Genomic DNA, 13356 nt, shown 5'->3' on the forward strand with positions numbered 1-13356 from the left:
TGGCGCGCTACGCACACGCGTTCGCCGGTGCCTCCGCTTCCCGGGCCACCACTGTGCCCCGGCCCGTCCCGTCCAGCGCGAACACGCCGAGGAACAGCTGGGCCAGCGGGCCGATCGCCAGCGCGTACGCGACCGTACCCGCACCCACCGAACCGCCGAGCAGGAACCCCGTGACCAGCACCGCGACCTCGATCGCGGTGCGTACCAGCCGGATGGATCGGCCGGTGCGCCGGTGCAGCCCGGTCATCAGCCCGTCGCGCGGTCCCGGTCCGAAGCGGGCCGAGATGTAAAGGCCGGTCGCGATGGCGTTGAGCACGATCGCGGCGGTGAGCAGCGGCACCCGCACCGTCAGCGAGTGCGGCACCGGCACCAGACGCAGTGTCGCGTCCAGGGAGAGCCCGATCAGGAAGACGTTGGAGACCGTGCCCAGGCCCGGCAGTTGCCGCAGCGGCCACCACAGCAGCAGCACCAGCGCCCCGGTGAGGATCGACACCGTGCCGATGCTCAACCCGCTGTGCCGGGCGACGCCCTGGTGCAGCACGTCCCATGGGTCCAGGCCGAGCCCGGCACGGACCAGCAGAGCGTCGCTCGCGCCGTACAGCACGAGCCCGACATAGAGGTGGACAAGTCGACGGCCGATGCGCGAACCCTTGCGGATCAGACGGGGAACACGCGGATGGGAGAGACGGGAAACGAGCAAAGCGGATACCCCCCTGGTGAAGTGGCTGGCTTCGTGTCACTCTGAAGTACGGCCATGGTCCAATTCCACGGCCAATCCAGGGAAGGTGGACTGGTTCTGATGGCGCAGTGGACCGCGGCGGTGAGCGCCGCGCAACTGGCCCGGCTGCTGGCCCCCCACGGTGAGCGGGGCGGGCGCGGTGACGGCCGCCGGGTCCCGGCGTACCGGGGGCTCGCGGACGGGGTACGGCTGCTGGTGCTCGAAGGCCGGGTACCGGTCGCCGCCCGGCTGCCCGCCGAGCGGGAGCTGGCGGTGGCCCTCGGCGTCAGCCGTACCACGGTGGCCGCGGCGTACGAGGCGCTGCGCGCCGACGGGTTCGTCAAGTCCCGCCGCGGCGCGGGCAGTTGGACCGCCGTCCCGGACGGCCGCCCGGTGCCCGCCGGAGGCCTGGAGCCACTGCCGCCGGAAGCCGCCGCGTCGGTGATCGACCTTGGCTGCGCGGCGCTCCCGGCCCCCGAGCCCTGGCTCACCCGGGGCATCGAGGGCGCGCTCGCCGAACTGCCCGCGTACGCCGCCACGCACGGCGACTACCCGGCAGGCATCCCCGCGCTGCGCGAGGCGATCGCCGACCGCTACACCGAGCGCGGTGTGCCCACCATGCCCGAGCAGATCATGGTGACCACCGGCGGCATGGGCGCGGTGGCCGCCGCCGCCCGGCTGTTCGCCGGACGCGGCGAGCGGATCGCGGTGGAGGCGCCCAGCTACGCCAATGTGCTGCAACTGTTCCGGGAGAACGGCGCCCGCCTCGTCCCCGTGGCGATGGCCGACGGTCTGGCGGGCTGGGACCTGGCCGCGTGGCGCCGCGTCATGCGGGATGTCGCGCCGTGCATGGCCTATGTGATCCCCGACTTCCACAACCCCACCGGTGCGCTGGTCGGCGACGACCAGCGGCGCGAGCTGGTCGAGACGGCACGGGCGGCGGGCGTCGCGCTGGTCGCCGACGAGACGATGGCCGAGCTGTCCATCGACCCCGAGGGCGGGATGCCGCGCCCGCTCGCCGCGTACGACCGCGGTGGCGGCACGGTGGTCACGGTCGGCTCGGCGAGCAAGGCGTTCTGGGCGGGGCTGCGGATCGGCTGGGTACGGGCGGCGCCCGAGTTGATCCGCCGGATGGTGGCCGCCCGGGCCTATCTGGACCTGGGTTCACCGGTGGTGGAGCAGCTCGCGGTGGTGTGGCTGATGCGCGGCGAGGGCTGGTCGGAGGCGGTGGCGCTGCGCCGGGCGCTGGCCCGGACCAACCGCGACGCACTGGTGGACGCGCTGCGCAGGCGCACCCCCGACTGGGAGTTCGAGGTCCCCGCGGGCGGTCTGACCATGTGGGTGCGCACCGGCGACGTCTCCGGCTCCCGGCTCGCCGTGACGGGGGAGCAGTACGGGGTACGGGTGCCCTCTGGTCCACGCTTCGGCGTGGACGGCGCGTTCGAGGGCTACGTCCGCCTGCCCTTCTCGGCGTCCGCTTCGGTCGCCGACGAGGCGGTCTCCCGGCTGGCCGCCGCCGCGGAGGCGGTACGGGCCGGGGGGCCGATCGACCTGCAGACGGCGGGGTCCTTGGTGGCGTGAGCCATCCCCGCGACGGCGCGGGTCCTTCTCGGTGGCGTGAGCCCTTCCCGGCGGGGCGCGGGTCCTTCTCGGGCTGCGGCGGGTTCCAACGGGGCCTGGGGCTTGCCCCCCGGGGCCCAACCGCCGCAACGGCGATCAACTTCAGCGGCGCAGCCTCGCGGTACCGAACCGGTCGCAACCGGTCAACTTCCCCCGTTTTCCCGGGACTTGCTCAGGGAGACGGTCCGCGGGTCGCTGGTGCGGAGCACCCCCAGGACCGCCTGCCGGTGCGCGTCCGCCGCGTCCTCGTCGTACGGATCCGGCGTAGCCGGAACCTGCACCCGCTGAACGGGACCGTCGCCGAGCCGGGCGTACCCGCGCCCGGCCGGAATGTGCGCCGCGGGCGTGGTACACGGCGGCGCGCCCAGCGCGGCCCTCACCTGCGCGGCGGTCAACGCCCCGAGCGCCACCCGGGCGTTGGCGTGCCGCAACACAGCGGAGCCCAGCGCGTCCAGCCCCTCCGCCTGTTCGCCGACGGCGACCGCGACGCCCGCCGCGCGACCGTGCCGCAGCGGCACCTCCAGCAGCCGCAGCGGATCCGTACGCCCCTCCGCCTCGGCCAGTTGGCACAGTCCGGTCGGCCGGTCCACGATGATCCACAGCGGCCGCCGGGTGTCCGGCGGCGCGGGCCGCCCAGCCTGCCGGGCCCGGCTGACCGCGATCAGCCGCCGCTCCGTCTCGTGCGCCGCCCACTCCAGCGTGGCCAGCACCCCCGCCAGCCCGCTCTCCACCGCGAGCACCCCAGGGCGCCCGGACAGGAACAGATACTCACCGGTCCCGCCGCCGTCGACGGCCAGCAGGTCACCGTGGTGGAGGGCCTGCAGGGCGATGGACCGCAGCAGTGTGGTGACGCCGCTGCCGGCGCGGCCGACCGCCAGCAGATGCGGTTCGGTCGAGCGCGGCCCGGTCCGCCACACCACCGGCGGCGCGTCCCGCACGGTGCCGTCGACCCGTACCGGGATGGTGCGGCGCGCGGAGGCCGCGTCGGTGAAGCCGAGCACCGTCTCACCGGGTGCGGTGACGAACCGCTGGGCGGCGATGGCGGTGGGCAGCGGCGGCAGCGCGGTGAGGGTGAGGTGGTTCTCCTCCTCGTTCCAGTCGAACCGGTACTCCCGACCCCGCCCGGCCTTGGCGTGCAGCAACTGCTCGACGCGGGCCCGCGCTTCGGGCTCGCCGTCGGTGAAGTACGCCGGGTAGCGCAGCCGCAGCGAGACCAGCCGTCCCTGGGCGAACTCGTACCCGACGAAGGCGTGCCGCCAGTCGCCCTCGTGCCGGTAGAGCGGCCGGGGGTCGCCCTCCGCGGTCAGATACGGCACCAGGGCCTCGTAGATGCACCGCAGCCGGACGCGCTCGGCCTCGCTGGGCCCCTCCGGCGACTGCAGGCGGTCCCGGCCGAGCCACGCGGCCGAGCCCATCAGCGAGATTCCCACCAGGACCGGGCCGTACGGCAGCAGCGCGACGACGAACAGCGTGGCGGCGGAGACGAACAGCGTGGTGTTCCTGCGGTCCCTGGGCGCGGTGGACCACCAGCGGTGCAGCCAGGCGGCCTGGCGGCGCAGTCCCCGGGTGATGGTGATGACGGGGTGCAGGACGTCGGTGGCGCCTTCGGCGGCGAACCGTGCCAGGTCGCGGCCACGGTCCCAGGCGGGCCGGTTGCTCAGGATGCCGGGCAGGGGGCGCCGGACCACATGGACTCCAAGGCGGGCGGAAGCGGTGCGGGGTGGGCGGCGGGCCGCCCGGAGCGGGGGAGAACCGCTCCGGGCGGACGGTGTGGTCCGGTTAGATCTTGATTCCGCTGATGAGGCTGGCCAGGCTGGCTCCGCCCGCCTTGATGCTCGGCGCGATCGCGGAACTGGCGAGATAGAAGCCGAAGAGTGCGCAGACGAGGGCGTGGGACACCTTCAGTCCGTCCTTACGGAAGAACAGGAAGACGATGACACCGAGCAGTAGCACGCCCGACATGGTGAGGATCATGGGGTTTCTCCAGTTGGGGTGGGGGCGGTCACCATGAGTTCTTCCAGGATTACAAAAAGTAATAATCGCTTAAAGATGCCGTTCAGGTGACTTATTCGCTTTTTCACCGCCATGGCCCCTTTCTGGAAAGCTGCGCCGCCGCCAGCATTTCCGGGTTCGGGTCGGACCATGTGCCCGCCGGGTGCGGCCACGCGAAAGCCGCCCGTCCGGGTGAAACGGCCTCAGCCAGCGCACCCGTGTGATCGTCGCCCCGCTCCGGGGGCGGCGGAGCGACCATGCATATGGTGAGGCGGCACCCAGTCGCACCTGACGAACCCAGGAGCCGGTAGAGATGACGCAGCCCACACCCGAGAACGGGACCGAACCCGCGCACGACCCCGAGGTCATCCAGCTCGCGGCCAAGGTCTTCGACCTGGCCCGACAGGGCGCCACCGACACCCTGGCCGCCTATGTGGACGCGGGCGTTCCGGCGAACCTGTCCAATGACAAGGGCGACACCCTGGTGATGCTCGCCGCCTACCACGGCCACCCGAGGACGGTCGCCGCGCTGCTCGCCCGGGGCGCCGACCCCGACCGGCCCAACGACCGGGGGCAGACCCCGCTGGCCGGAGCGGTCTTCAAGGGCGAGGAAGAGGTGGTACGGGAGCTTTTCGAGGCGGGCGCTGATCCGAACGCGGGCACGCCGTCCGCGATCGAGACCGCCCGGATGTTCGGCAAGGACGCGCTGGTCGCGCTCTTCGAGGGCCGCTGACCGTCAGACCCGGAAGGTGACCGTCACCGGCGCGTGGTCCGACCAGCGCAGCGTGTAGTCCGCGGCCCGCTCCACCACCGCGCGGTCGGCTCGCGCCGCGATGCCGGGGGTGGCGACGACGTAGTCGATCCGCCATCCGGCGTCGTTGTCGAACGCCTTGCCGCGGTAGGACCACCACGAGTACGGTCCGGCGACGTCCGGATGCAGGGCGCGCACCACGTCCACGTACCCCGCCTCGTCGAAGACCCGGGAGAGCCAGGCGCGCTCCTCCGGCAGGAAGCCGGAGTTCTTGGTGTTCGCCTTCCAGTTCTTCAGGTCCGCCTCGCGGTGCGCGATGTTCCAGTCACCGCACACCAGCGCCTCGCGCCCCTCGGCGGCGGTGCGGGCCCGCAGATCGACCAGGTAGTCGAGGAACTCCTTGCAGAAGCGGTCCTTCTCCGCCTGCCGCTCGGTGCCCACCTCACCGGAGGGCAGATACAAGCTGGCCACCGTCACACCGGGCAGATCCACCTCGACATAGCGCCCCGAGGTGTCGAACTCGGCCGAGCCAAAGCCCACCCGCACCCGTTCCGGTTCCTGCCGCGAGTACACCGCCACGCCCGACCGGCCCTTGGCTGAAGACGGTGCGTGGACGGTGTGCCAGCCCTCCGGTTCCCGTACCTCGGCGGGCAGTTGAGCCAGTTCCGCGCGCACCTCCTGCAGGCACACCACATCGGCACCGGTCGCCGTCAGCCAGGGGCCGAACCCCTTCTTCGCGGCGGCACGCAGGCCGTTGACGTTCACGGTGGTGACGGTGAACACAACACGCTCCTGGATCGCGGACAAACGCCGCGCCAGCCTACTCGACGGCCGTTTCGGCCCCCGTACCATGCCCGGGTGGACATACGAGCGGTGATGCGCGCGGTGCGCTACGACCACCCGGACGCGGTGGCGCTGACCGAGCGGGTGCAGCAGGAGTACGTGCAGCGGTACGGCGAGCCGGACCTCACGCCGATGGACCCGGCGCAGTTCGACCCGCCGGGCGGGCTGTTCCTGGTCTGCTACCTCGACGGCGAGCCGGTGGCCACCGGCGGCTGGCGCGCCCAGGACGCCGCCGGCGACGGCCACGAGGACGGGGACGCGGAGCTGAAGCGGATGTACGTGGTCCCGCAAGCCCGCGGCCGCGGTCTGGCCCGACGGGTGCTGGCCGAACTGGAGGCCAGCGCGGCCGCGGCGGGACGGCGGCGGATGGTGCTGGAGACCGGAGAGCTGCAGCCCGAGGCGATAACGCTGTACACCTCGTGCGGATATGCGCCGGTGGCGGGATTCGGCGTGTACCGGGACGCGCCGCTCGCCGTACACCTGGGCCGTCCGCTGCCCGCCGCGAGGGCCTTGCCGGAGCGGTCCGAGGCCCGTTAGCGTCCGGACGCACCATGACCTTCGCCACCGCGCCGATGACGGCCGAGCACATCCCCGAGTCCGCCGCCCTCCTCGACCGCTGGTACACCCGGTCCCGTAGACCACGCGGCTATCCGGCGCCGGAAAACCCTTACGGGATCGAGGAGTTGCTGGTGAAACTGCTCGCCGCGCCGGGCGCGCAGGCGGTCGTGGCGCGCGGCGGCCGGGGCAGGCTGGGCGGCTACCTCGTCGTCGCCCCCGACCAGCCGGGCGGCGACGAGCGGCCGGACGAGCACCGCGATCCGCGCTCGGCGCTGGTCGCCCACGGCGGCCACGCGCTGCAGCCGGGCCGGGAACAAGAGGCGCTGCGCGCGCTGTACGCGGCGGTCGCCGAACGGTTCGTGGCGGACGGCCGGTTGGTGCACCACGTCGATCTGCCCGCCGACGACACCGTGGCGTCGGCCTGGTTCCGGCTCGGCTTCGGTCTTGAGCGGATGCGCGGGCTGCTGCCGGTACGGGCGAGCGGCCGCCAGCCGCGCGGGGTGGACGGCCTGTCCATCCGCCGGGCCAGCGGCGCGGACCTGGGGCCGATAGGCCGGATGGCCGTGGAGTCGGCCGAGCACCGGCGGCATGCGGCCGTCTTCCAACCGCAGTCGCCCGAAGCGCTCGACCGGCTGCGCACCCGCTACGCCGATGCGCTCACCGCCTCGGACAGCGCGGCCTGGCTCGCGGTGCGCCGGGGCGAGGAGGCCGGAATGGTGGTGCTCACCCCGGCACAGCCGGGGCCGTTCACCCCGCAGTCGGCGGTGGAGTTGGCCGAGGCGTACGTCGAACCGGACGCGCGCGGCGAAGGGGTCAGCCGGGTGCTGCTGGCCACCGCGCTGGCTTGGGCGTACGACCGCGGCTACCGCCATATGGCGGCCAACTGGCCGACCGCCTCCCCGCTGGCGGCGGGACACTGGCCGGCGTTCGGCTTCACCCCGGTCGCCTACCGGCTGTGCCGGGTGATCGACTCCCGTATGGCGCCGGGCGGTTGATCACGGCGCGAGGCGCATGGTGCGGAAGTCGCCTACCGGGCGGAAGCCGAGACGCTGGTACAGCGCGTTGCTGGTGGAGTTGGCCAGGTCGGTGAAGAGCAACACCTCGCGCGCCCCGGCGTCCAGCGCCCGGCGGCGGACCAGCGAGGTCACCTGGGACGCGTAGCCGCGCCCGCGCGACGGCTCGGGGGTGAACACCGGGCCGATCCGCACCGTGCCCGCCACCTGCCGGGTGGCTCCGGCCAGCGAGACCGGCCGCCCGCCGTCCTCCCACAGCGACACCCCGCCGTAGCCGAGCCGGTCGTCGACGGCCCGGTCCGCGCGGTACGGCTGGGGCTCGCCGATCACCTGAGCGAACCGGGTCCACCACTCGACCAGGAGCGCGCGGTCGTCCGGTCCGGCTACCCGCCCGCCCTGCCCCCGGGCCGGTGGCGGCGGCGCCAACTCACCCAGCCGGTAGAGGCGTTCGCCGCGGGCCACGGTCGGCCGGGCGCGGGTGGCCCGCTGCCAGGCGGCACCGAACGCCTCCGCCGTGGCAACCGGTCCGGCGACACCCGGCAGGGCTGGATCCGCGGCCGCGTACAGGTCAACCAGCGGCGCCAGGGCCCGGGTTGGCAGCTCGGTCAGCAGCAGGTGGTGCGGCGGGGTGCGCACCAGGGCACCGGTGACCGCGCCGTGCGCACCGGTCCACCAGCCGAACTCCGGAGCACCGTCGCCGAAGGCGCCCGGTCCCTGCTGGCGCAGCCGGGCGCAGACCGTCAACTGCACGGTGTGGTGGACGGGCCGGGAGCGCAGGAAGTCCCGGGCCGCCGCGTCAAACTCCGTCACATCAGTGGTAGTTGTCCATGGCATACCGCATCGTGGCGCATACAGGGAGTTGCCGTCATCCAAATTCCGTGGCGCTACTGAGAGTTGCGCACCTGCATCTGCACGGGCCTTTGCATGTGCAGCGCGCTATCATTCCGGCCGGTGAGAACCGCACGTCCCAGGAGGTATCTGTGCGCCGCACATACAACGGCATGGCAGCTAGTGAACTCCAGGGCGCCATCTGGCAGAAAAGCAGGCACAGCAACTCCCAGGGGACCTGCGTCGAGTTGGCCCGGCTGCCCGGTGGCGATGTCGCGGTACGCAACTCCCGTTTTCCCGAGGGACCCGCGCTGATATACACGCGCGCCGAGATCGAGGCGCTGCTTCTCGGGGTGAAGGACGGGGAGTTCGACCATCTGGTCCAGGGCGCTCCGTAGAATCCGGTATTCCGCGGATGGCCGAGGCGGCGGCGGAAGCCGTGCGGTGGAGCGAAGCGGAACCTGAAACCGGGGCTAAGTGGAATCAGTCAGTTGGACGGGGCGGGGAAGAGCGCCCAGACGACCTTCCCGGCTCCCGTCAGGGGGTGCCACCCCCATGTCTCACAGCATGACGCGACCAGATGCAGCCCCCGGCCCGACTCCGCGACGAAGTCGGGCGTCCTGGGTACCGGTCCCTGGCTGTTGGGATCGCGTACCGAAACCACCACCCGTGACGTCCAGCGCGCGAGGCCGAGCCGGACCACGGCTGGTGGGGAAGTCTGCGCGGCCGTCGGGTGCGGCCCCGTGTCCGTCCCGACGCCGTGCCGCAGCGCGTTGGTGACGAGTTCCGATGCCACCAGCGCGACGTTGTCCACCAGTTCGCACAACCCCCACCGGCGAAGTGTGGTGCAGGTGAAGTGCCGTGCCTCCCGCACCGATTCATAGGCGGCGGGCAGCTCACAGGCCGACGACGCCAGTCTCTCGGACGGGCGCACCACGTCCCATAAGGGCGCGAGCGCCACCGAGCCGTCACTTCTCATGACCGACACCTCGGGCTGTTGTGGGCCTGGTCGACGAGTGCACGGTTCACATCGTCCCCAACCGGCAGGCAGGATGCAAGAGCGGATGCACGTGCAGATGCCGGGTTGGCATATGCACGGGCAGACTCATGTGCACCGTTCGGTCACGCCTGGCGGGAAGCGGAGTCTGCGGAGGCCGGAAGGTGACAGACTTCGCCTGTGCCATGGATGGAGGGGCCAACCACATGACGACAGATCAGCCGGGAAGCGGATCGGTGGTCCGCCGGATCCTTCTCGGCTCCCAACTGCGCCGATTGCGGGAGTCGAAGGGCGTCAGCCGAGAGGACGCCGGGTACTCGATCAGGGCGTCCGAATCCAAGATCAGCCGCATGGAGCTGGGGCGGGTGAGCTTCAAGGAGCGTGATGTCGCCGACCTGCTCACGCTCTACGGGGTAACCGACCAGTCCGACCGCGACGCGTTGCTCGCGCTGGCCAGGGAGGCCAACGTCGCGGGCTGGTGGCACTCCTACGGTGATGTGCTGCCCGGCTGGTTCCAGACATATGTGGGCCTGGAGGAGTCCGCGTCCCACATCCTCACCTTTGAAGTGCAGTTCATACACGGGCTGTTGCAGACCGACGACTACGCCCGCGCGGTCGTCCGGCTCGGTCAGCCGAACGCCTCCGACGACGAGGTCGAGCGCCGCGTCGACCTGCGGATGCGCCGCCAGAAGATCCTCACCGGAGAGCGCCCGCCGCACCTGGTCGTGGTGCAGGACGAGGCCGCGCTGCGCAGGCCGTTCGGTGGGCCCGAGGTGATGCGCGGACAGTTGCGGCGGCTGCTCGAACTCAGCGAACACCCCGATGTGTCGCTGCAGGTGGTGCCCTTCGAGTTCGGCGGCCACGCGGCGGAGTGCGGGGCGTTCACCATGCTGCGCTTCCCCGAGAGCGATCTGCCGGACGTGGTGTACCTGGAACAGCTCACCAGCGCCCTCTACCTCGACAAGCGCGACGAAGTGGCGCAGTACGCCCGGCTGATGGACCGGTTGCGCACCGAGGGGCTCACCCAGGCGGGCACCCGCGACCTGCTACGGACCATCCTGCGGGAAACCTGATACGCCAACGGTGATCCACAACTTCCCTGCGGCATCAGTACGATGACTCGGCATCAGGTCCACGGGGGGTGTGTCCACCAGGTCCGCGTGAAAGGGATGGCATGTCCTATTCGTCCGAGCTGGCGCTCCAGTACATCGACGGGCAGTGGAAGCCCGGTAGCGGCTCCTGGGAGATCATCGACTTCAACCCCTACAGCGGGGAGAAGATCGCATCCATCACCGTCGCCACCGTGGCCGAGGTCGACCAGGCCTACCGTGCCGCCGAGCGCGCGCAGAAGGAGTGGGCCCAGGTCAACCCGTACACCCGGCGGCTGGTCTTCGAGCGGGCGCTCAGGATCGTGGAGGACCGTGAGCGCGAGATCACCGAGATCATCATCGACGAACTCGGCGGCACCCACGTCAAGGCCGGATTCGAACTGGCCCTGACCAAGGACATGTTCCGAGAGGCGATGCAGCTGTCGCTGCGACCCGAGGGGCGGATCCTGCCGTCACCGGTGGACGGCAGGGAGAACCGGCTCTACCGGCTGCCGGTGGGCGTCATCGGGATCATCAGCCCGTTCAACTTCCCGCTGTTCCTGTCGTTGAAGTCGGTCGCCCCCGCCCTCGCGCTGGGCAACGCTGTGGTGCTCAAGCCGCATCAGAACACCCCGATCGTCGGCGGCACGCTGATCGCGAGAATCATGGAGGAGGCGGGGCTTCCGCCGGGGCTGCTGAACGTCGTGGTCACCGACATCGCCGAGATCGGTGACGCGCTCATCGAGCACCCGGTGCCGAAGGTCATCTCCTTCACCGGCTCGGAGAAGGTCGGCCGCCATGTCGCCCAGGTCGCCGCGGGCCACTTCAAACGCACCGTGCTGGAGATGGGCGGCAACAGCGCGCTGATCGTGCTGGATGACGCCGACCTGGACTACGCGGTGGACGCCGCGGTCTTCAGCCGCTTCGCCCACCAGGGCCAGGTGTGCATGGCGGCCAACCGGGTATTGGTGGACCGCTCGGTGGAGAAGGAGTTCACCGAGCGGTTCGTCGCGAAGATCCGTGGCCTGCGGGTCGGCGACCCCAAGGACCCAGCCACCCACATCGGTCCGCTGATCAACCCCAACCAGGCCGACGCCATCGAGGCGCAGATCACCCAGGCCATCGACGGCGGCGCCACCGCCCTGCTGCGCGGTCGCACCGATGGCACGCTGATGGAGCCCTCGGTGCTGACCGGGGTACCCGCGGACGCGCCCATCCTGTCCACGGAGATCTTCGGGCCGGTGGTACTGGTGGTCCCGTTCGACGGCGAGGACGAGGCGGTACGGATCGCCAACGACACACCGTTCGGCCTCAGCGGCGCCGTGCACACCGGTGACATCGAACGCGGCGTGCGGGTGGCGCAGCGGATCGACACCGGGATGATCCACGTCAACGACGGGACCATCGCCGACGAGCCGATCGTCCCCTTCGGCGGGGAGAAGGCCTCGGGCGTGGGACGGCTGGGCGGCGACTCCACCATCGAGGCGTTCACCACGCTCAAGTGGATCTCCGTCCAACACGGGCGCAGCGCCTTCCCGTTCTGATCCCGGGTGTTCCCGGGATTCAGTGGTGGAAGCCCGGCTGTTCCTCGGCGCCGGACAGATGGCGGCGCTGGATGTCGGCGAGTGCCGCCTTCAGGTCGCCGAGGAGCAGTTCGGCGAGGTCGCGGCTGACTCCGTGCCGTACCACCACGCGCTGTACGACGACGTCCTGCCGGTCGGCGGGCAGCGGGTACGTGGGCACCTGCCAGCCGCGCAGCCGTAGCCGCTCCGACAGGTCGTACAGGGTCCAGTCACCGTGCGGGCGCGCCAGCGTCCAACACACCACCGGCAGACCGGATCTGCCGTCGTGCAGCACGCTGAACGGCCCCAGTTCGGCGACGGCGTCGGCGAGTTGGGTCGCGACCCGGGCGCAGGCGCTCTGCACCGAGGTGTAGCCCTCGCGGCCCAGCCGTACCAGGTTGTAGTACTGGGCGATCACCTCGCCACCGGGACGGCTGAAGTTGAGGGCGAAGGTCGGCATGTCGCCGCCCAGGTAGTCGACGTGGAAGACCAGTTCTTCCGGCAGGTACTCGGCGTCCCGCCAGACCACCCAGCCGACGCCGAGCGGCGACAGACCGAACTTGTGGCCCGAGGCGTTGATGGACTTCACCCGCGCCAGCCGGAAGTCCCACTCCAGGCCGGGCTCCAGGAACGGCGCGACGAAGCCGCCGCTGGCCGCGTCCACGTGCACCGGGATGTCGAATCCGGTGCGCTGCTCCAACTCGTCGAGCGCACGGCTGACTTCGGCGACCGGCTCGTACTCGCCGTTGAAGGTGACGCCGAGGGTGCACACCACACCGATGGTGTTCTCGTCGCAGTACTCGGCCAGTTGCTCCGGCCGCATGGTGAGATTGTTCGGCAGCAGCGGGATCTGCCGCAGCTCCACGTCGAAGTAGCGGCCGAACTTCTCCCAGCACACCTGCACCGGACCGCACACCAGGTTGGGCCGCTCCACCGGCTGCCCCGCCGCGCGCCGCTTCGCCCGCCAGCGGCGCTGCATCGCCAGTCCTGCCAGCATGGCCGCCTCGCTGGAGCCGGTGGTGGAGCAACCCACCGCGGACGCGCCGTCCGGGGCGTGCCACAGGTCGGCCAGCACGTGTACGCAGCGGGACTCGATCTCCGCCGTCTGCGGGTACTCGTCCTTGTCGACCAGGTTCTTGTCCAGCGTCTCGGACATCAGCTCCCGAACCTCGGGCTCCGACCAGGTGGTGCAGAACGTGGCGAGGTTCTGCCGGGAGTTGCCGTCCAGCAGCAGCTCGTCGCGGATCAGCTGGTACGCCGCCCGGGCGGGCATGGTGCCCTCGGGGATGCGGTAGCGGGGGAGCGGCTCGAACGCTCCGGGCAGCGCGTACAGGTCGTCGGGTGCGTATTGCCGCGCTTGGTCGACGCGGTGCAGTGGCATGGCAC

The 13356-nt window shown here is 71.4% G+C and carries 14 protein-coding genes; 7 read left to right on the top strand and 7 right to left on the bottom strand.

The features are described 5' to 3' along the window. Positions 1-7: 7 nt before the first annotated feature. Complete coding sequence (gene yczE / locus NON19_RS03485; RefSeq protein ID WP_303653303.1) at positions 8-700, bottom strand: membrane protein YczE; 693 nt, start codon at positions 698-700, stop codon at positions 8-10. Between the two features lie 99 nt (positions 701-799). On the opposite strand from yczE, the gene yczR reads away from it, so the two are divergent. Next, positions 800-2299 (top strand): MocR-like transcription factor YczR, encoded by a 1500-nt coding sequence (gene yczR, locus NON19_RS03490; protein ID WP_255925070.1) that lies wholly within the window; start codon positions 800-802, stop codon positions 2297-2299. 182 nt (positions 2300-2481) lie between these two features. On the opposite strand, the gene NON19_RS03495 is transcribed toward yczR, so the two are convergent. Both NON19_RS03495 and NON19_RS03500 read right to left on the bottom strand, forming a co-directional pair. Beyond that, positions 2482-4026, bottom strand: a complete 1545-nt coding sequence (locus NON19_RS03495) for a hypothetical protein (protein WP_255925071.1) — start codon at positions 4024-4026, stop codon at positions 2482-2484. Between the two features lie 91 nt (positions 4027-4117). Continuing rightward, positions 4118-4312 carry a hypothetical protein gene (locus tag NON19_RS03500; protein ID WP_255925072.1) on the bottom strand — a complete coding sequence of 65 codons (195 nt, stop codon included), beginning with the start codon at positions 4310-4312 and terminating at the stop codon, positions 4118-4120. Between the two features lie 331 nt (positions 4313-4643). Here NON19_RS03500 and NON19_RS03505 point away from each other — a divergent pair, with 331 nt between their 5' ends. Then, positions 4644-5063 carry an ankyrin repeat domain-containing protein gene (locus NON19_RS03505; protein WP_255925073.1) on the top strand — a complete coding sequence of 140 codons (420 nt, stop codon included), beginning with the start codon at positions 4644-4646 and terminating at the stop codon, positions 5061-5063. Positions 5064-5066: 3 nt separating this feature from the next. On the opposite strand, the gene NON19_RS03510 is transcribed toward NON19_RS03505, so the two are convergent. Continuing rightward, positions 5067-5864: an exodeoxyribonuclease III gene (locus NON19_RS03510; RefSeq protein ID WP_255925074.1), complete on the bottom strand. Its 798-nt coding sequence runs from the start codon at positions 5862-5864 to the stop codon at positions 5067-5069. 93 nt (positions 5865-5957) lie between these two features. Between NON19_RS03510 and NON19_RS03515 the strand changes: the two genes are divergently transcribed. Then, positions 5958-6461: a GNAT family N-acetyltransferase gene (locus NON19_RS03515; RefSeq protein WP_255925357.1), complete on the top strand. Its 504-nt coding sequence runs from the start codon at positions 5958-5960 to the stop codon at positions 6459-6461. Between the two features lie 14 nt (positions 6462-6475). Beyond that, the gene (locus tag NON19_RS03520; protein WP_255925075.1) at positions 6476-7477 is read left to right on the top strand and encodes a GNAT family N-acetyltransferase; all 1002 of its coding nucleotides are present in this window, start codon (positions 6476-6478) and stop codon (positions 7475-7477) included. Here NON19_RS03520 and NON19_RS03525 read toward each other — a convergent pair whose 3' ends face one another. Then, complete coding sequence (locus NON19_RS03525; protein ID WP_308213647.1) at positions 7478-8305, bottom strand: GNAT family N-acetyltransferase; 828 nt, start codon at positions 8303-8305, stop codon at positions 7478-7480. A 191-nt stretch (positions 8306-8496) separates the two neighbouring features. Between NON19_RS03525 and NON19_RS03530 the strand changes: the two genes are divergently transcribed. After that, a complete protein-coding gene (locus tag NON19_RS03530) occupies positions 8497-8721 on the top strand; it encodes a DUF397 domain-containing protein (RefSeq protein ID WP_255925358.1) in 225 nt (74 codons plus the stop codon). A gap of 89 nt (positions 8722-8810) precedes the next feature. On the opposite strand, the gene NON19_RS03535 is transcribed toward NON19_RS03530, so the two are convergent. Continuing rightward, the gene (locus NON19_RS03535; RefSeq protein WP_255925077.1) at positions 8811-9302 is read right to left on the bottom strand and encodes an ATP-binding protein; all 492 of its coding nucleotides are present in this window, start codon (positions 9300-9302) and stop codon (positions 8811-8813) included. A 224-nt stretch (positions 9303-9526) separates the two neighbouring features. Between NON19_RS03535 and NON19_RS03540 the strand changes: the two genes are divergently transcribed. Together NON19_RS03540 and NON19_RS03545 are read left to right on the top strand one after the other, a co-directional pair. Continuing rightward, positions 9527-10393: a Sco1979 family transcriptional regulator gene (locus NON19_RS03540; RefSeq protein ID WP_255925078.1), complete on the top strand. Its 867-nt coding sequence runs from the start codon at positions 9527-9529 to the stop codon at positions 10391-10393. A 101-nt stretch (positions 10394-10494) separates the two neighbouring features. Further along, a complete protein-coding gene (locus tag NON19_RS03545) occupies positions 10495-11952 on the top strand; it encodes an aldehyde dehydrogenase family protein (RefSeq protein WP_255925079.1) in 1458 nt (485 codons plus the stop codon). 19 nt (positions 11953-11971) lie between these two features. Here the strand turns inward: NON19_RS03545 and gad are convergent, their stop codons facing one another. Beyond that, entirely contained in the window at positions 11972-13351 is a 1380-nt protein-coding gene (gene gad, locus NON19_RS03550) for a glutamate decarboxylase (protein ID WP_255925080.1), read from the bottom strand. Positions 13352-13356 lie beyond the last annotated feature (5 nt).

Origin of the sequence: Streptantibioticus rubrisoli (assembly GCF_024436055.1) — a bacterium.
Taxonomy (GTDB): domain Bacteria; phylum Actinomycetota; class Actinomycetes; order Streptomycetales; family Streptomycetaceae; genus Streptantibioticus_A; species Streptantibioticus_A rubrisoli.

Coding starts and splice junctions, on each gene's coding strand:
- yczR (WP_255925070.1), top strand. CDS start 800: ATGGCGCAGTGGACCGCGGCGGTGAGCGCCGCGCAACTGGCCCGGCTG.
- NON19_RS03500 (WP_255925072.1), bottom strand. CDS start 4,312: ATGATCCTCACCATGTCGGGCGTGCTACTGCTCGGTGTCATCGTCTTC.
- NON19_RS03505 (WP_255925073.1), top strand. CDS start 4,644: ATGACGCAGCCCACACCCGAGAACGGGACCGAACCCGCGCACGACCCC.
- NON19_RS03515 (WP_255925357.1), top strand. CDS start 5,958: ATGCGCGCGGTGCGCTACGACCACCCGGACGCGGTGGCGCTGACCGAG.
- NON19_RS03520 (WP_255925075.1), top strand. CDS start 6,476: ATGACCTTCGCCACCGCGCCGATGACGGCCGAGCACATCCCCGAGTCC.
- NON19_RS03530 (WP_255925358.1), top strand. CDS start 8,497: ATGGCAGCTAGTGAACTCCAGGGCGCCATCTGGCAGAAAAGCAGGCAC.
- NON19_RS03535 (WP_255925077.1), bottom strand. CDS start 9,302: ATGAGAAGTGACGGCTCGGTGGCGCTCGCGCCCTTATGGGACGTGGTG.
- NON19_RS03540 (WP_255925078.1), top strand. CDS start 9,527: ATGACGACAGATCAGCCGGGAAGCGGATCGGTGGTCCGCCGGATCCTT.
- NON19_RS03545 (WP_255925079.1), top strand. CDS start 10,495: ATGTCCTATTCGTCCGAGCTGGCGCTCCAGTACATCGACGGGCAGTGG.
- gad (WP_255925080.1), bottom strand. CDS start 13,351: ATGCCACTGCACCGCGTCGACCAAGCGCGGCAATACGCACCCGACGAC.